Source organism: Pseudoalteromonas sp. G5_S1_14_S5 (genome assembly GCF_054968605.1).
In genome coordinates, this window is record NZ_JBQKUM010000013.1 from 21,216 (window position 1) to 38,907 (window position 17,692).

Below are 17,692 nucleotides of genomic sequence, written 5' to 3' on the forward strand. Positions count from 1 at the left end.
TTACGCTATTTAGCCTTAAAAGTGACTAACATTGGATTATGATCAGAAGCGTCCGTCATGGGCGCTTTTGCTTTTTCGACCTCTAGTCCTCGATAAAACACATGATCTAGCACTAGCCCCGTTATGAACTGAGTGCGATTATCCGGCTCAAAAGCGACCTCAGCCAAACCTACCTTTTCCAATTCCTCTGTCAATACTGTAAAACGAGTCTCACTCCAGCTGTTAAAGTCACCGGCAAAAATAATTGACCCATGATAATTTTGTAGATTGTCGGTTAAGCTCTTGAGTTGAGCTTTATAATCTTCGGTACCAAAAGTAAAGTTCACGGCGTGAATATTGATCACCGCCAACTCTTCACCATTACTCAACTTGTAACGTGACCAAAGAGCAGACTTAGGTAACTGCAACCAAGGCTCTTCATGAGTATAAGCACAAGCCTCAATAGGCAAATGAGTCGCAAGATTGAGCACGCCAGCACTTTTTTCGAATGCCTCAAACGCATTGACTCGAGTACTTCCCCATTGACCACTCGTTACCCACTGACGAAGTCTATCCGTCATACTGGCTTCTTGCAGCAGTACTAAATCACTGCCCGCTGTCAGCTTATTGAGTTCAGTCTGCCAATGACTGCGATTTTGCTTATAAATATTCCATACAGTGAGGCTTAAGCCGTCAGACACATCCAGCGCTTTAGGTTCAGAGTTGTGGTAGCAACTGTAGATGTCATTACTGGTGTTTGGAGAAGACGTAATAAGATTTGGCTTATTTGGGATCACAAAAATAAAGTGAAAACTAACAACAGTTAGTGTTATCAGTAATGTGATAACTATGATGGTTTTCTTGAACATAAAGCACCCTACCAGAAATGAAAAAGGAGCGATAAACGCTCCTTTAGGGTAATAGTTTTTTTATACGGCGTCTTCGTCTTCTTCGCCAGTACGAATACGTACCACACGTTCAACGTCAGTGATGAAGATCTTACCATCGCCAATTTTACCAGTTTGAGCCGTCTCAATAATGGTATCAACACATTGGTCTGCTATTTCATCAGTAACAACGATCTCTAACTTAACTTTAGGCAAAAAGTCGACCATGTACTCTGCGCCACGGTATAGCTCAGTATGACCCTTTTGGCGTCCGAAACCTTTAACTTCAGAGACCGTCATACCCGTAATGCCCACTTCTGCAAGCGCCTCACGTACATCATCAAGTTTGAATGGCTTGATAATGGCTTCAATCTTTTTCATGTTCATCCCTTAAACTGTGCGAATGGCTCATTATCGGATAGCTATAGTAAACATTCAATCAAAAAAGCCAGAGCTTTAAAGCTCTGGCTCGTAATTCATCGTATTGTTTAATCTGTGCTTTAAGAAGGTTTTACTTAAGGCTTGCGTAGTAAGCAGCTAGATTGGCGATATCTTCATCATTCAGCATTGAAGCTTGTGCCTGCATGACAGCAGCCAAACCGCCGGTACGCTGGCCATTCTTGTATGCGTTAATTGATGAAACAATGTATTGCTCGTTTTGACCTTTAAGGTTTGGGTAACCCGGGATCACTGCGATACCGTCAACACCGTGACAAGCTGCACATACTGCTGCTTTTGCTTGTCCTGCAGCAACATCACCTGCCAGAGCATTACCACTCAATAGTCCAAGAACAAATCCTAGTGTAATTTTCTTCATTGCATATTCCATTAATTATTTTTATTCAAGTGACGTATAATTGTGACACAAACTTTTTCTAGTTGCTCCAAAGTGCTTCACAATCTTGACCGTCGTAGCTTTTATCTACGAATAACCCTAAAACAGCGATCACTCGATCACCATCCATTAATATAGGCGTTCTGCGCCTCAGCCAGCTAGGCACTTGGTACTCTTGAAACAGCTTCTTGAGCTTCCTGCTATGTCCACGCCCAACTGGGTGCGCCGATAAACCTTCAGGATTAAAGGTAACACGTAATACCGCGTTTTGGTCTGGTAAACTGAACGTTTGTACCCGACGACCAGGTTCGGATTCAGATACCCCCGAGTGTAAACTTACATCTCCCAAGCCATCAGGCAGAAGCAACTTTCCGCCAACAGCAATATCACCTTGCCAGACCGATAGATCTTTAGTCTCTCGAACCAAATAGAGTTTTTGATTAAAACGCCTAACTTCAACGCCGTTTAACACCAGCTTAGGGTTAGCATCACGCTGAGCACACGCCACTTCCTCCCAGATAAGCTGGAGTTGCTTTTGGCTCGGCATCGCTTGCTGGCAATGACCTAACCACATTCTTAACAAACGCGACCTTAATAAAGCAGATTGCTCAGATAACACCTCAATGCTCAAGCTCTGGTCATCACCGAGGGCGAGTTGCAAGTGAGAAGCTAACAACTCGTCTAGCAACATCTCTTGATCGGCACAAAGCTGAGCACTACGACTGACAGACTCTCGAAAACTAGGCCAACGCTCGGTCAGCACCGGAGTCACTTGGTGGCGAATAAAATTACGGTCGAAACGCACGTCCTGATTACTTTCATCTTCAACCCAAGTTAACCCCATACGGCGAGCGAACGCCTCGATCTCGGTTCTGGTCACTGACAGCATAGGGCGAACAATATGAGCCTCTGAAAATGGCATCACTTTCGCCATCGATGAGAGGCCTTTAGGACCACTACCGCGCTTTAACGCTAATAGAAAAGTCTCGACTTGATCGTCGATGTGTTGACCAGTAACCAGCACATCCCCTTGTCGAAGATGCGATTTGAAGGCGTTATATCTGGCATCTCGAGCGAGCTTTTCAATACTTTCACCACTATGAACATCCAGTGAGACACACTCCACTGTTAAAGGCACTGATAAATCATCGCACCACGCTTGGCATTGCTCGGCCCATTGGTCCGCATTCTGACTCAAGCCATGATGAACATGGATTGCCTGACAATCGATACCATGATCTTTGGTGTATTGGGCAGCCAACTCCAACAGCACTCGTGAATCAACCCCACCACTAAAGGCAACCACCAGCCGGTGAGGCTTAATTACGCTTTGGTCAAATACAGAGGTAAACGTTTCGATTAAGTGAGTCATGAGGCCTAATAAACCAAGAAGGTGTTTGAAAGGTAATGTTTGAATAATAAAAAAGGGTTGGCACTGAGTCCAACCCTTTCATCATCTCGTTACATAAAGTCCGCCTTCGAATGAGGCAGCTTATCAGCAGTAACCGTAGCTCATTAGACGCTGGTAACGACGCTCAAGAAGCGTTTCGTTATCAAACTGCTCTAGCTCTTCTAGTTGTTTAACTAAAAGGTCTTTCATGTTCTGAGCAGTTTGCATTGGATCACGGTGTGCGCCACCTAGCGGCTCAGGGATGATTTCGTCGATAAGCTCAAGCTCTTTAAGACGAGGAGCAATTAGGCCCATCGCTTCAGCAGCTTGTGGTGCTTTATCTGAATCACGCCATAGGATCGAAGCACAACCTTCTGGAGAGATTACTGAGTACGTAGAGTACTGAAGCATGTTCACGTAGTCACCAACACCAATTGCTAGTGCACCACCAGAACCGCCTTCACCAACAACGTTACAGATAACTGGAACAGAAAGGCCAGCCATAACCTTAAGGTTTTTAGCGATAGCTTCAGACTGACCACGTTCTTCCGCGCCAACACCCGGGTATGCGCCAGCCGTATCGATGAAAGTAATGATAGGCATGTTGAAACGCTCAGCAGTTTCCATTAAGCGAAGTGCCTTACGGTAACCTTCAGGCTTTGGCATACCAAAGTTGCGAAGTACTTTTTCTTTAGTCTCACGACCTTTCTGGTGACCAATAACCATAACAGGACGGCCATTTAGACGAGCCATACCACCCACGATTGCTTTGTCGTCAGCGTAAGCACGATCGCCCGCCATCTCTTCAAACTCTGTGAATGCATGCTCCAGATAATCTTTTGTGTAAGGACGTTGTGGGTGACGAGCAAGTTGAGCTACCTGCCATGCCCCTAAGTCGCTAAAGATTTTCTGTTTAAGCTCTAAGCTTTTTTTCTCTAGTTGTTCGATTTCTCTGTCTAGATCTACCGCAGTGTCACCACCGTGACGCGAAACGTCACGTAGCGCTTCGATTTTTGCTTCAAGTTCAGCGATAGGCTTTTCAAATTCTAGAAAGTTCAGGCTCATCTATGAATCCTTGTTGATTCAGCTCCGCATTTGCGAAGCTAAATTTTAGTTAAATTCGAGTTCTACTTGGCTATTTCCAAGCAGCTGTTTTAATTCGTCTAGTAATGTATCACTTGGCGTCACGCGCCATTCTGTGCCCAAAGTTAACCGCGCTCTAGCGTCGGCACGCTGGTAGTATACATTGACTGGGACCGTTCCGGCTCTATAAGGTTCTAAGATTTGACTAAATCGTTCAAAAAATTGACCATTAATTTGGGATTCATCGATAGATATCGATACCCCGCGAGCATATTTTTCACGGGCGCTTCCTAAGTCCATGACCTCGCGCGCGGACATTTTAAGCCCACCGTTGAAGTCATCAAAGCTGACCTGTCCAGAAACGACCACAATTTTGTCTTTTTCGAGCAATTCTGCGTAACGATCGAGCGCATCTGAGAACAACATCACTTCCATACGCCCAGATCGATCGTCGATGGTCATCAAACCAATTCGAGTACCACGCTTGGTGGTCATAACTCGTGCTGCAATCACCAAGCCAGCAATCGTTAATGATTGGTCACGGCGTGTTGGCGTCGCATCTTTCAAACGGCAGCTGGTGTATTTCGCTAACTCTTTGATGTACTCGTTAACGGGGTGACCCGTCAAGTACAAACCTAGCGTTTCACGTTCACCTTCAAGCCAAACCTTTTCAGGCCATCTCGGTACTTGGATGTACTTGTGCTCGACTTCTTCCGGAGCATCCGTCAATACACCAAACATGTCGGATTGCCCAAAGGACTCGGCATGGTGATATTGGCTTGCCGCTTTAACCGCATCAGCCAATGAAGCCATCATCGCTGCACGGTGAGGGCCTAATCTATCTAACGCACCCGATAGAATCAACTTTTCGATAACACGCTTGTTAACTTTCTTTAAATCAATACGTGCACAGAAGTCGAATAAATCTTTGAAGTAACCGCCCTTATTTCGCGCCTCAATGATCGCTTCAATCGGGCCCTCACCTACCCCTTTAATCGCGCCAATGCCGTAAACGATCGCACCGTCGTCATCAACATTAAATCGGTAGAGGCCTGAGTTGATATCAGGCGGCAGCAACTTCAACTTCATACGGAAACACTCATCCACAAGGCCGATGACCTTCTCAGTGTTATCCATATCCGCTGTCATTACCGCAGCCATAAATTCAGCAGGATAGTGCGTTTTCAGCCATAGAGTTTGATAAGAAACCAGAGCATAGGCAGCAGAGTGAGATTTGTTAAAGCCGTAGCCTGCAAACTTCTCTACCAAGTCGAAGATTTTCATGGCCAGTTCGCCATCCACTCCGTTGGCTTCTGCACCTTCTTTAAAGGTACCGCGCTGCTTCGCCATTTCTTCTGGCTTTTTCTTACCCATCGCACGACGCAACATATCTGCGCCACCCAACGTATAACCCGCTAGGATTTGGGCAATCTGCATTACCTGTTCTTGGTAAAGGATGATGCCATAGGTTGGTTCTAACGTGTCTTTTAGCGATTCATGTTGCCATGTTTCATCTGGGTAAGAGACGGCTTCTCGACCGTGCTTACGGTCGATAAAGTTATCTACCATGCCTGATTGCAGTGGGCCCGGACGGAACAAGGCTACCAATGCGATGATATCTTCAAAACAGTCAGGTTGAAGACGTTTGATCAGGTCTTTCATACCACGAGATTCCAGCTGGAATACCGCAGTGGTTTCAGAGTTTTGTAGTAAGTTGAATGACGCTTGGTCATCTAAAGGAATCGATTCAATACGAACCGGCTCTTTACCTTCTTTCTTCAAGCGTGGGTTCACTAGGCCCAACGCCCAGTCAATGATGGTCAGAGTACGTAGACCCAAGAAGTCGAACTTAACCAAGCCAGCAGTTTCAACGTCATTCTTATCGAATTGCGTTACCGGGAAGTTACCTTCTGCATCCGCATAGATAGGCGCAAAATCTGTGATTGTGGTTGGTGAGATTACAACACCACCCGCGTGTTTACCGGCGTTTCGCGTACAACCTTCTAGAATACGACACTTATCGATCAGTTCGCGAACCTCTTCATCACCATCGTAAAGCTCTGGCAATGCAGGCTCGGCAAGAAAAGCTTTCTCAAGTGTCATACCCGGATCTGGCGGTACAAGCTTTGAAATACGGTCGACGAAACCAAACGGGTGACCAAGTACACGGCCTACGTCACGGATTACCGCTTTTGCCGCCATGGTACCAAAGGTGATGATCTGAGATACCGCATCACGACCGTACATTTCAGCAACGTGATCAATTACTTGGTCACGCTTGTCCATACAGAAGTCGATATCGAAATCGGGCATCGAGACACGTTCTGGGTTCAAGAAACGTTCGAACAGTAGATCGTATTCAAGTGGGTCGAGATCGGTGATATCCAATGCGTACGCCACCAATGAACCCGCACCCGAACCACGACCTGGGCCAACTGGCACATCGTTATCTTTAGACCATTGGATGAACTCCATTACGATCAAGAAGTAACCCGGGAAACCCATGTTGTTGATAACTTCCAGTTCGACTTTAAGGCGCTCATCGTATTCAGGACGGCGCTCAGATCGAACTTGCTCATCTGGGAACAAGAATGCTAAACGACGTTCAAGGCCTTCTTCTGATTTCTTAATCAAGAAATCTTCGATCGCTAAACCTTCGGTCGGGAAGTTAGGGAGGAAGTACTCACCAAGACGAACAGTAACGTTACAACGCTTAGCAATCTCAACGCTGTTTTCAAGCGCTTCTGGGATATCTGAAAACAGCTCACACATCTCTTCTTCGCTACGAAGATACTGTTGCGCACTGTAGTTTTTAGGGCGACGTGGATCGACTATGGTGTAACCATCGTGGATCGCTACGCGGATTTCATGGGCATCAAACAAATCTTCGGTTAAGAAGACTACTTCATTGGTTGCCACAACCGGTAAGTCTTGTTGCTCAGCAAGCTCTAACGCAAAGTGCAGGTAAGACTCTTCATCGGCACGTCCGGTACGAATCAGCTCTAAGTAAAAGCGATCGGGGAAGTGAGTCTTGTAAAACTCGACACCACTCGCGACGAGATCACGGTTACCTTTCAGTAATGCCTTACCGATCTCGCCTTCTTTGGCGCCCGATAAGATAATCAATCCTTCAGCGTTTTCGATTAACCACTCTTTGTCGATCACAGGTTGATGCTGTATGTGACCACGCAAGTAAGCTTTTGAAATCAGCAAGGTAAGGTTGTTATAACCTTTGTTATCAGACGCTAAAACCGTCAGTTTCGTCAGCTCATCTCCAAATTCTGGAGATTGCATCAAAAAATCAGCGCCAATAATTGGTTTAACCCCGCACCCATGGGCAGTACCGTAAAATTTCACCAAACCACATAGGTTGGTGAAGTCGGTAAGTGCTAGAGCTGGCATACCCATTTCAGCGACTTTTTTAACTAATGGTGGCACCTTAGAGAGGCCATCCACCATAGAAAAGTCACTGTGTACGCGTAGGTGAACAAATTTTGGATCTGACATTATTTTTCCTGAGTTCTAGACCGGAGCCTAGGATTACAACTGAGTGTATTCTATTTTTTTCTATTGCTAGTAAGCAAATTTATTCGAAGATGAACGCTTATCTGTGTAGCACTTAATCAATGCCTAAAATACGTTTTACTGGCTTAAAGCTCTTACGATAATGCTCGGTAACACCGTGCTTTTCAATTGCCTCGAAATGCGCCTTCGTCGGGTAACCTTTGTGTTTAGCAAAACCAAATTCCGGATGAAGCTTATCAAGCTCTTCCATCTCTTGGTCACGTACGACTTTAGCAATAATAGACGCTGCACTGATTTCAGCGACGCGCAAGTCACCTTTAACCACTGCAACACCGGCCATTGGCAACTCAGGTACACGGTTACCATCAATCAAAGCCATATCTGGTTGGACGCTTAACCTAGCAATCGCACGCTGCATCGCAACCATAGTCGCTTGTAGAATATTGAGTTCATCAATTTCTTGCGGTGAACAACGACCTACAGACCACGCCAATGCTTTCTCTTTAATTTCAGGAAGCAGAGCGAGGCGCTTTTTCTCAGACAGTTTCTTTGAATCGTTCAAGCCTTCAATAGGATTATTAGGGTCTAGGATAACCGCAGCTGTCACTACATCGCCAACCAATGGCCCACGCCCTACTTCATCGACGCCAGCAAATAGCTGGTAGCCTTGAGGGTATTCGAAAGGTGGAAGCTCTTTTTTCTCTTTTACTGCCATGACAATTCTCTTTGTAACTTTTAAGCCCGTGCTTTTGAAACTAGCACGTTATGATTCAACAAACTCTCGGCCGATCAATTTCAGCACCGCGTTGGCAGCTTGTTTGTCTGCATCTTTACGGATCCAGTGGTGCATTTCAGTAAAGCGTTCAATCAGCGCACTATTATCTGCAGATAGCATCTTATCAACCGAAGGGAATAAGAAGTCTGGATGGCACTCTTCCAAGATGTGCTCTTTGACGATTTCTTCACCTGCCAGAATATTCGGCAGTGACACAAACTCAGTGATAGCCAGCTTCTTAACAATGTAGCCAGTCAACTTATTCACTTTGTAGCCCACAACCATTGGACGCTTAAGCAGCATGCACTCAAGAGCGACCGTGCCCGATGCCAATAGTACTGAGTCCGCTGCAGTGATCACGTTACGAGCTGTATCCTGCACAATGACAAAATCCAATTCTGGTGCTGTCGCCTTCCAAATTTCGATAAACTGTTGCTTGCGGGTTTCGTTAACAGCAGCCACCACAAAACCGATGTCTGGGTACTTTTGTTTGATACGCTTACAAGTTTCAATGAACGGTTGCGCGATAAGCTTCATTTCACCACCACGACTGCCCGGTAGAACCGCCAGCCACTGCTTGTCTTGCTTTAGGCCAAGCAGTTCTCGTGCTTCCGCTTGATTTGGCTCGAGTGGAATGGCATCTGCTAGTGTATGACCAACAAATTCACAGGCAACGTTGTATTTGTCGTAGAACGCTTTTTCAAATGGTAAGAACGCTAGTACCAGGTCGGTTGCTTTGTCGATCTTAAAAATACGTTTTGGACGCCATGCCCATACTGAAGGGCTAACGTAATGAACCGTTTTTATACCGGCGTTCTTAAGGTCTAGCTCCAGTCTCAAGTTAAAGTCGGGAGCATCAATACCAACGAACACATCTGGTGGGTTCTGAGTAAAATATTTAACCAGCTCTGCTTTTACTTTTAACAAACGAGGCAAGCGACCAAGAACTTCAACAAGGCCCATTACGGCGAGCTCTTCCATCTCAAACAAAGATTCACAGCCTAGCGCTTTCATTTTTGGCCCGCCAATACCGACAAATTCTGCATTCGGGTACTGAGCTTTTATCGCTTTAATAAAACCTTCGCCAAGGGTATCGCCAGAGAGTTCTCCAACAACAATACCTACACGCAGTGGCTCGTTGGAAACAAAGCCTGAGTTATTGGTTTGTGCGTCTTGCTGTGCCATATTTTTCCAATTCCCTTCTCGCCTAAAACAAAAAAGATCGCCTTAAAAGTAGCGATCTTTTTTATATCAATCACACCTGGTATTAACGAATAATACCGCGCTCAGAGTTCTCTAGCATCTCTAGCATAGGAGTTACCGAAGCAAACTCTTTCGCCATTTCAACTAAAGCCGCTTTCGCTTCTTCAAGTGTTTTGCCAGAGCGGTAAAGCTCTTTGTACGCTTTTTGCAACGCGCGAATCTCTGGTTTCTCGAACCCGTTACGTTTCAGACCTACAAGGTTAAGGCCGAATGGTGCTGCATGGTTACCTTGTGCAAGTACATACGGAAGTACATCTTGAACAACGGCAGAACAACCACCAATGTAAGCGTAAGCACCGATTGAACAAAACGGGTGAATCGCAGAAAGCGCCATAACACCAGCGTAATCACCAACTGTTACGTGACCACCTAAGATAGCATTGTTACCAATGTGAGTGTGGTTACCAACAATAACGTCGTGCGCTACGTGAGCGTTAACACAAAGCAGGTTGTCATCCCCAATCACCGTGGTTGCTTTATCTTGAACCGTACCACGGTGGATTTGAACCGCTTCACGAATCACGTTGCGATCACCGATCACAACCGTAGTGTCTTCGCCACCGTACTTCTTGTCTTGGTTCTCTTCACCAATCACAGCGTGTGGGAAAATGCGGTTTTCTTTACCAATAGTTGTGTGACCCTTGATCACAACATGCGACATGATTTCTGTGTCGTCACCAATGGTTACATTACCAGCAATGTAAGTAAAAGGGCCAACTGTTACGTTCGCACCAATCGTTACATCACCTTCAATAACTGCAGCCGGGTGAATTTTTGCTGTTTCATGAATCATATTAAAACTCTCTACGAGCACATTTAAGTTCAGCTGAACATACTACTTCGCCGTCAACTTTCGCAACGCCGTTAAATGACGCGATGCCACGACGCTCTTTTAGGAATTCAACATCGATAACCAGCTGGTCACCAGGAACTACTGGCTTACGGAATTTCGCTTTATCAACACTTGCGAAGTAGTAAAGCTCGTTACCAGAAGGTGCACCAAAAGATTTAAATGCAAGAAGGCCTGTTGCTTGCGCCATCGCTTCTAGGATCAGCACACCTGGAAATACAGGAAGTTGAGGGAAGTGGCCAGTAAACTGAGGCTCGTTAACAGAAACATTCTTAATTGCAGTCAATGTTTTTTCTTTTTCAAAGCTAGTCACACGATCAACCATTAAGAATGGGTAGCGATGAGGTAATAGTTCCTGAATTTCAGTAATGTTCATCGTTGTCTGTTCAGTAGTCAAAGTCGTATTCCTATATGTATTCTTTATTTAATTAGAAAGATTATAAATGAAAAAGACTCGCTGTACGCGAGCCTTTTATTAGAAATGCTGGAATTAAGATTCCGCGCTCTTCTCGATAAGTTTTTCTACGGCTTTCAAGCGCTTGTTCATTTCATCAATACGATGAACACGCGTTGCTGTTTTACGCCATTCTTTGTTTGGCTGTAAAGGAATACCCGAAGAGTACATGCCTTTCTCAGTGATGCTGCGCATAACCATTCCCATACCGGTAATCGTCACGCCATCTGCGATCTCAATGTGACCATTGATAACGCTACCACCACCAATAATACAGTACTTACCTATCGTTGTGCTGCCTGCGATGATAGTACCACCCGCCAGAGCAGAACCATATCCGATGTGAACATTGTGTGCGATTTGCATTTGATTATCGATGATAACGTTGTCTTCAATAACCGTGTCATCTAGCGCACCGCGGTCAATCGTAGTACATGCACCGATCTCTACGCGATTACCAATACGAACAGAACCAACTTGAGGGATCTTGATCCACTCGCCTTTCTCATTCGCATAGCCAAAGCCATCAGAACCAATCACAGTACTTGATTGAACCAAACAAGCTTCACCAATTACCACTTCATGGTAAATGCTTACGTTAGCCCAAAGCTTAGTGCCAGCTCCAATCTTTGCGTTTTTACCGATAAAGCAACCAGCACCGATGATCACATCGTCACCAAGAACAACACCAGACTCAACCACGGCGTTCGCACCAATAGACACATTTTGTCCAAGTGTTGCATCGCTCGCAATCGAAGCTGAATCAGCAATATCCACAGCAGGTACAGGAGTAGTATCAAGCGCTTGAGCAACCTTAGCAAAGGCAACGTAAGGGTCACCGACCACAATCACGTTAGTCTTACACAGTTCGCACTCACTCTCTTTAACCATAATAGCTGATGCTTTACAGTCACCTAGGTGCTTGCTGTACTTAACGTTAGAAAGGAACGTAATGTTGCCTTCTTGCGCTTTATCCATAGGAGCAACAGCAGAAACGGTTACAGCACCGTCACCATGTAGCTCCCCCCCGGTAATGGTTGCCAATTCGGCTAAAGTCAGTGTCTTCATAAAACTTATTTTAGTTCTTTAATTACTTTCTCAGAGATGTTGAATTCAGGCTTACCGTATTGTAGTGCTTGAATATCAACGATCATGTCGTAGCCTTCTTTTTCTGCAACTTTCGTTACAGCATCTTGAATCACTTTGAAGAGCTTCTGCTTTTCTTGTGCTTCACGACGTTGGCTTGCTTTTTCTAGAGCTTGAGCTTTGATTTTGTACTTGCTGTCTAGTTGACCAACTTCGATACGAAGCTTCTCAACTTCGTCTGGACCTAGTAGCTCGCCATCACGCTTAAGCTTTTCAATCTTAGTCTTAGCTTCCGCTTGAATGCTTTGCAGCTCCGCTGCTTTGTCTTTGAACTCTTCCTGCATTTTTTGAAGAACAACTTCACGCTGAGGTAGAGCCTGGAATACTTGTGCAGTGTTTACATAACCCACCTTTTGCGCAGCTTCAGCAGCTGTTGCAAAGAAAGAAGAGCTAAGAACTACAAGGCCTAGACCTGCTGCTTTAATCATATTTTTCAAAATATTGTCCTTTAAATATTAGAAAGTTCTACCAATGGTGAATGTGAAGAATTCCTCATCATCACCTTCGTAAATTTTAATTGGTTTCGCTAGAGAGAAAACCAGTGGGCCCATCGGTGACATCCATTGAAGGGCAGCACCATAAGATGAACGGTAATTCGTTGGATCAGAGTAATCGTAGTAGTACTGACTGCCACTATTAGGTGCGCCACGGTCTACGAACTCGGTATCCCAAACACTTGCCATGTCGAAGAAGACACTGGTACGAATCTGGCTGCGTGCTTCATCAGACGCAAACGGTGTAGGTACGATTAGCTCTAAACTTGCCAAAGCAACTGCGTTACCACCTACTGAATCATCCGTAGTGGTGTCGTAGGTTGGGTTGTTACCTGTACTGCTTCCGTAAACGGCTTTCGGACCTGCCGAGTTAGAACCAAAACCACGTAGGGTTGTAAAGCCACCCGCATAGTAGTTCTCGTAGAATGGGAACAAGTTATCGTTACCATCCGTTTGACCATAACCATTACCATAGCCTAAGCGGCCACGCATCAATAGAGTGAACTCATGCTTTTTGGTCAGCGGGATGTAATGTTTTACATCGTACTGCATTTTGAAGTACTGAGCATCAGAGCCAGGTACCGTCATTTTAGCGAAAGCACGTTGGTGGTTACCTTCTGTTGGGAAGAAACCACGGTTCAAGTTGTTACGTGTCCAAGAAATATTGATATCGAAGTCATCAGTTAAGATGTGATCGTCACCATATTGGCCGATACTTCTCGCAAACTGTTCAACCTGGATATAAGTCGGAACGTTACCGATCTTGTTGTGTGTGTAGCCAACACCAAACTCCATGCGATTCAGCTCATCCATAGGGAAGCCCCATGTTAAGCTCGTGCCATAACTTTGGTTGGTATAGTCGACGATACCCGCTTCAGATGCTTCAAACTCGTTGTAGAATATCTTACCACCCAAGCTCACACCATCTAGGTTCCAGTATGGGTCACGGTAGTCTAAGCTCACGTTCTTTTGGTAATCGTTCATCATAGCACTTACGCCAACACGGTTACCAGAGCCCGCAAAGTTGTCTTGTTGAAGACCAACCTGGAAGCTCACACCAGACTCAGTACCGTAGCCGACACCAAAGTTGATGCTACCCGAGTTTGCTTCTTTAACGTTATAAACCAAATCAACTTGGTCTTCGCTGCCTGGTACACGAACGGTTTGTACGTCAACTGTTTCGAAGAAACCTAAACGGTTAAGACGGCTCTTACCAGTATCAATCGATTTAGAGTTAAGCCAGCTGCCTTCCATTTGGCGCATTTCACGACGTAACACCTCGTCTTTTGTCGAGTTGTTACCTGTAAAACGAATGTCACGTACATAGATACGGCTACCCGCTTCTACGTTAATCACCAATGAAACTTCTTTGGTTTCGTCATTGAATTCTGGAATGGTACGAACTTGCGGATACGCATAACCTGACTCACCAAGAATACGCTTAACGCCTTCTTCCAGTGATGTCACAGAAGAACCGTTATAAGTATCACCGTCTTCAAATGGCACAAGCGCTTCAAAATCAGCTTCGCGGCCAATAAGCTCACCACGGAATGATACGTCTTTAACTGTGTAAGCTTCGCCTTCATCTAGACCAAGCGTAATGTAAACACCTTTCTTATCAGGAGAGATCGCCACCTGCGTAGAGTCAACCTTAAATTTCAGGTAACCACGGTCAAGGTAGTAAGATTTAAGCGCTTCAATATCACCAGCAAGCACTTGCTTCTGGTATTTTTCATCCGCTAGGAAGTTCCACCAAGCCACATCAACATTGAGGTTGAAGCGGCTAAGCAGTTCTTCATCAGTAAACACTTCGTTACCAATAAAGTTAATTTGCTGAATCTTAGCTGAAACGCCTTCAGTAAAGACAAATTTAAGGTCAGAACGGTTACGTGGCAGAGGTGTCACAACCGCTTTTACTGTCGCGTTGTATTTACCAACACTGTAGTAAAAATCTTCAAGGCCTTTCTCGATGTTACTTAGCGTAGTACGGTCAAGAGCTTCACCTTCACGAACACCAGATGCATCTAGGTTCTGTTGAAGTTGTTCTTCTTTGATCGCTTTATTGCCTGAGAAAGAGATACTTGCGATGGTTGGTCGTTCTTTCACTTGAACAATCAAGACACCTTCATCGCGAAGCACTTTAACGTCTTCAAAGTTACCCGAAGCGTACAATGCTCGAATGATCTCAGAAACATCGCTTTCATCTACTTCATCGCCAATACGTACTGGCATTTTCAATAAAGCTGCACCAAGTGCAACACGCTGTAAACCTTCGATCTTGATATCTTGAACTACAAAGTTTTGTGCTCCATTCGCAGCCACACTGGTGGCTAATAGACTTGCGAACAGAATTTGCTTAATCGCCATACTTTTTCTAATTATTCCTTGCTACTACCAATGCCTGTGAGAAACCATTCACAGACGAGTAAAATCGTTAAATATTGCCAGAGCCATTAAAGAGAAGAGGATCGCCCCTCCCACTCTGTATCCCATCTCCTGGACTTTCTCAGGGACTGGTTTACGAGTAACAGCCTCAATAGCGAAAAAGAGCAAATGTCCGCCATCAAGCATAGGCAGCGGAACCAAATTAATAATACCTAAATTAACACTGATCAGAGCTAAAAAGCCTAGGAAGTAAACCAAACCGTAATCGGCGGTTGTACCTGCACCTTTAGCAATTGAAATCGGGCCACTTAAGTTGTTTAAGCCAACATCACCAACGATGAGCTTCTTCAGCATAGTAAGGGTCAGACCAATGATTTGACCTGTTTTATCAAATGCTTTCCCTACAGACTCAATTACACCAAATTGTAACTCAAAGCGATAATCTTCTGGCCATTCTGCGACTTCCGGAGCAATACCCGCATAGCCGATTGTTGAACCATCAGAAAGTTCACGGCTTTTCGGTGTCATAACGAGTAATTGCTCACTGCCGTTTCTTGATACGACAACATCTAAAGGTGTCATTGGGCTTGAGCGAATTAAATCAACCACTGATTGCCACAACTCAATTGGTTGACCATTAATTTCAACAATTTGATCGCCCGCTTCGAGACCAGCAGAGTAAGCAGCACCATCATCAGTCACTTGAGCCAGCACTGTCGAGATCTCTGGAGAGTATGGTCTAAAGCCAAGCGTTGTCATTGCAGATTCAGTTTCTGGGTTGAACGACCAGTCTGAAATATCCAACGTCAATTGCTGCTCAAAGCCGATATCATCTTGCGAAGACACAGTTACTGTCATCGATTTATCACCAATATGCGATATTAAACCCATATTGACTGATTCCCAATCTGCGGTTTTGATTCCCGAAATAGATTTAAGTTCCATTCCAGTTTCAATTCCGGCTTGTGCAGCAATAGATTGTGGAGTTACCTCACCAATCACGGGCTTAACAGCTGGCACACCGATCAAAAATACTAACCAATATGCAAACATAGCAAAAATGAAGTTGAACGCAGGACCAGCGCCAACAATCGCGGTTCGCTTCCACAGTGGCTTTTTATCAAACGCATACTGCTGCTCGTCTTCTGATAGGTCATCGACACGACCATCGAGCATTTTTACGTAGCCGCCCAGTGGAATCACAGACAAGCTGTATTCCGTACCATCACGGCCAACTTTGCTCCAGATTGATTTACCAAAACCAATCGAGAATTTTTCAACTTTTACACCGCAACGACGAGCAACCCAGAAATGTCCAAACTCGTGAACCGCGACTAGAATGCCAAGCGCTATGATAAAAGATGCGAAGTTCCATATAATTCCACTCATGCTAGCTGCTCTTTAATAAATTGAATGGCTATTTGACGAGACATATTATCTAGCTCAAGCAGGCTTTCCAAGCTATCTAAGCCTTCAGAGTTATGTTGTTCACATACTTTGCTCATAACATGTTCATTAATGACAGCAATATCGGTAAATTTAACCTGATTGTTCAAGAAAGCGTCGACCGCAATTTCGTTTGCTGCGTTAATTGCTGTCGTTGCATGCTGGCCTAAGTAACACGCCTCAATGGCTAATTTCAAACAAGGGTAGCGCTTGAAGTCTGGCTCTAAGAAAGTTAGTTCACCGACTTTAGTGAAATCCAGAGGCTTAACACCCGCTTCAGTGCGTTCAGGATACGACATCGTCAATGCGATTGGTGTCGCCATATCTGGTTCACCCATTTGAGCAAGAACTGAACCATCCTTGTACTGAACCATAGAATGAATCACAGATTGAGGGTGGATGATCACCTTTAACTGCTCTTGAGACGCATTAAATAGCCACTTCGCCTCAATGTACTCAAGACCTTTATTCATCATAGTCGCAGAATCGACTGAGATCTTAGGTCCCATAGACCAGTTAGGGTGTGCGATAGCGCGTTCAGGAGTCACTGACTCCAGTTCAGCCACGTCGGTATAACGGAAAGGGCCACCAGAACCAGTTAATAGGATATGGTTAATACCATTAGCTTCTAAATCACAGCGACCTAGATTAGTTTGGACGTTTTGTGGTAAGCATTGGAAGATAGCATTGTGCTCACTATCTACAGGAAGAAGTTCAGCGCCATACTTTTCTACAGCATCGATAAATAGCTGTCCAGACATCACCAAGGCTTCTTTATTTGCCAGCAGAATACGTTTACCCGCTTTAACTGCTGACATAGTAGGAAGTAGGCCTGCCGCGCCAACAATCGCAGCCATCACAGTATCCACTTCACCCAAAGAAGCAACCTTGCATATGCCTTCAGAGCCTGAGAGCACTTGGAGGTTAGGGTGATTGATAGACAAGGTGTCAGCTAGCTGAGATGCAGCATCAGGACAAGCCATAGCAACATAGCTTGGTTGCCACTTTTCTACTAACGCCAGCATCTTTTCAACATTCGAGCCAGCAGCCAGCGCAACGACTGAATAAAGATCTGGGTTTTGCTCAACGACTTTTAGTGTACTTGCACCAATTGAGCCAGTTGCGCCTAGGATAGTTAGATTTCGCATCACATATGACCGTAGAAATGTAATAAAGGGCA

General features: G+C 44.9%; 15 protein-coding genes. All 15 read right to left on the bottom strand.

The genetic code is table 11. From position 1 onward, the window contains the following. Positions 1 to 5 precede the first annotated feature (5 nt). Entirely contained in the window at positions 6 to 848 is an 843-nt protein-coding gene (locus tag ACTRWI_RS05940; RefSeq protein WP_499129875.1) for an endonuclease/exonuclease/phosphatase family protein, read from the bottom strand. A gap of 60 nt (positions 849 to 908) precedes the next feature. After that, positions 909 to 1,247, bottom strand: coding sequence for a nitrogen regulatory protein P-II (glnB, locus tag ACTRWI_RS05945; RefSeq protein WP_499129876.1), 339 nt, complete (start codon positions 1,245 to 1,247; stop codon positions 909 to 911). Between the two features lie 130 nt (positions 1,248 to 1,377). Next, complete coding sequence (locus tag ACTRWI_RS05950; protein WP_499129877.1) at positions 1,378 to 1,683, bottom strand: c-type cytochrome; 306 nt, start codon at positions 1,681 to 1,683, stop codon at positions 1,378 to 1,380. Positions 1,684 to 1,741: 58 nt separating this feature from the next. Then, positions 1,742 to 3,073: a tRNA lysidine(34) synthetase TilS gene (gene tilS / locus ACTRWI_RS05955; protein WP_499129878.1), complete on the bottom strand. Its 1,332-nt coding sequence runs from the start codon at positions 3,071 to 3,073 to the stop codon at positions 1,742 to 1,744. Positions 3,074 to 3,196: 123 nt separating this feature from the next. Further along, positions 3,197 to 4,156 carry an acetyl-CoA carboxylase carboxyl transferase subunit alpha gene (gene accA, locus ACTRWI_RS05960; RefSeq protein WP_499129879.1) on the bottom strand — a complete coding sequence of 320 codons (960 nt, stop codon included), beginning with the start codon at positions 4,154 to 4,156 and terminating at the stop codon, positions 3,197 to 3,199. A 45-nt stretch (positions 4,157 to 4,201) separates the two neighbouring features. Next, the gene (gene dnaE, locus ACTRWI_RS05965) at positions 4,202 to 7,681 is read right to left on the bottom strand and encodes a DNA polymerase III subunit alpha (protein WP_499129880.1); all 3,480 of its coding nucleotides are present in this window, start codon (positions 7,679 to 7,681) and stop codon (positions 4,202 to 4,204) included. A gap of 112 nt (positions 7,682 to 7,793) precedes the next feature. After that, positions 7,794 to 8,414 carry a ribonuclease HII gene (gene rnhB, locus ACTRWI_RS05970; protein ID WP_499129881.1) on the bottom strand — a complete coding sequence of 207 codons (621 nt, stop codon included), beginning with the start codon at positions 8,412 to 8,414 and terminating at the stop codon, positions 7,794 to 7,796. A 48-nt stretch (positions 8,415 to 8,462) separates the two neighbouring features. After that, positions 8,463 to 9,659: a lipid-A-disaccharide synthase gene (gene lpxB / locus ACTRWI_RS05975; protein ID WP_499129882.1), complete on the bottom strand. Its 1,197-nt coding sequence runs from the start codon at positions 9,657 to 9,659 to the stop codon at positions 8,463 to 8,465. Positions 9,660 to 9,741: 82 nt separating this feature from the next. Then, complete coding sequence (lpxA, locus tag ACTRWI_RS05980) at positions 9,742 to 10,530, bottom strand: acyl-ACP--UDP-N-acetylglucosamine O-acyltransferase (RefSeq protein WP_004738600.1); 789 nt, start codon at positions 10,528 to 10,530, stop codon at positions 9,742 to 9,744. A gap of 1 nt (position 10,531) precedes the next feature. After that, positions 10,532 to 10,963: a 3-hydroxyacyl-ACP dehydratase FabZ gene (fabZ, locus tag ACTRWI_RS05985; protein ID WP_499129913.1), complete on the bottom strand. Its 432-nt coding sequence runs from the start codon at positions 10,961 to 10,963 to the stop codon at positions 10,532 to 10,534. Positions 10,964 to 11,077: 114 nt separating this feature from the next. Further along, complete coding sequence (lpxD, locus tag ACTRWI_RS05990) at positions 11,078 to 12,109, bottom strand: UDP-3-O-(3-hydroxymyristoyl)glucosamine N-acyltransferase (RefSeq protein WP_499129883.1); 1,032 nt, start codon at positions 12,107 to 12,109, stop codon at positions 11,078 to 11,080. Positions 12,110 to 12,114: 5 nt separating this feature from the next. After that, complete coding sequence (locus ACTRWI_RS05995; RefSeq protein ID WP_499129914.1) at positions 12,115 to 12,615, bottom strand: OmpH family outer membrane protein; 501 nt, start codon at positions 12,613 to 12,615, stop codon at positions 12,115 to 12,117. 27 nt (positions 12,616 to 12,642) lie between these two features. Then, positions 12,643 to 15,048: an outer membrane protein assembly factor BamA gene (gene bamA / locus ACTRWI_RS06000; RefSeq protein ID WP_499129884.1), complete on the bottom strand. Its 2,406-nt coding sequence runs from the start codon at positions 15,046 to 15,048 to the stop codon at positions 12,643 to 12,645. Positions 15,049 to 15,096: 48 nt separating this feature from the next. Further along, positions 15,097 to 16,455: a sigma E protease regulator RseP gene (gene rseP, locus ACTRWI_RS06005; RefSeq protein ID WP_499129885.1), complete on the bottom strand. Its 1,359-nt coding sequence runs from the start codon at positions 16,453 to 16,455 to the stop codon at positions 15,097 to 15,099. Next, positions 16,452 to 17,660: a 1-deoxy-D-xylulose-5-phosphate reductoisomerase gene (ispC, locus tag ACTRWI_RS06010; protein WP_499129886.1), complete on the bottom strand. Its 1,209-nt coding sequence runs from the start codon at positions 17,658 to 17,660 to the stop codon at positions 16,452 to 16,454. The genes rseP and ispC overlap by 4 nt, the downstream gene beginning before the upstream one ends. Positions 17,661 to 17,692: the final 32 nt, after the last annotated feature.

Bases quoted from the DNA above. Each gene is read 5' to 3' on its own strand.
- ACTRWI_RS05940 (WP_499129875.1), bottom strand. From the start codon at position 848: ATGTTCAAGAAAACCATCATAGTTATCACATTACTGATAACACTAACT.
- glnB (WP_499129876.1), bottom strand. From the start codon at position 1,247: ATGAAAAAGATTGAAGCCATTATCAAGCCATTCAAACTTGATGATGTA.
- ACTRWI_RS05950 (WP_499129877.1), bottom strand. From the start codon at position 1,683: ATGAAGAAAATTACACTAGGATTTGTTCTTGGACTATTGAGTGGTAAT.
- tilS (WP_499129878.1), bottom strand. From the start codon at position 3,073: ATGACTCACTTAATCGAAACGTTTACCTCTGTATTTGACCAAAGCGTA.
- accA (WP_499129879.1), bottom strand. From the start codon at position 4,156: ATGAGCCTGAACTTTCTAGAATTTGAAAAGCCTATCGCTGAACTTGAA.
- dnaE (WP_499129880.1), bottom strand. From the start codon at position 7,681: ATGTCAGATCCAAAATTTGTTCACCTACGCGTACACAGTGACTTTTCT.
- rnhB (WP_499129881.1), bottom strand. From the start codon at position 8,414: ATGGCAGTAAAAGAGAAAAAAGAGCTTCCACCTTTCGAATACCCTCAA.
- lpxB (WP_499129882.1), bottom strand. From the start codon at position 9,659: ATGGCACAGCAAGACGCACAAACCAATAACTCAGGCTTTGTTTCCAAC.
- lpxA (WP_004738600.1), bottom strand. From the start codon at position 10,530: ATGATTCATGAAACAGCAAAAATTCACCCGGCTGCAGTTATTGAAGGT.
- fabZ (WP_499129913.1), bottom strand. From the start codon at position 10,963: ATGAACATTACTGAAATTCAGGAACTATTACCTCATCGCTACCCATTC.
- lpxD (WP_499129883.1), bottom strand. From the start codon at position 12,109: ATGAAGACACTGACTTTAGCCGAATTGGCAACCATTACCGGGGGGGAG.
- ACTRWI_RS05995 (WP_499129914.1), bottom strand. From the start codon at position 12,615: ATGATTAAAGCAGCAGGTCTAGGCCTTGTAGTTCTTAGCTCTTCTTTC.
- bamA (WP_499129884.1), bottom strand. From the start codon at position 15,048: ATGGCGATTAAGCAAATTCTGTTCGCAAGTCTATTAGCCACCAGTGTG.
- rseP (WP_499129885.1), bottom strand. From the start codon at position 16,455: ATGAGTGGAATTATATGGAACTTCGCATCTTTTATCATAGCGCTTGGC.
- ispC (WP_499129886.1), bottom strand. From the start codon at position 17,660: ATGCGAAATCTAACTATCCTAGGCGCAACTGGCTCAATTGGTGCAAGT.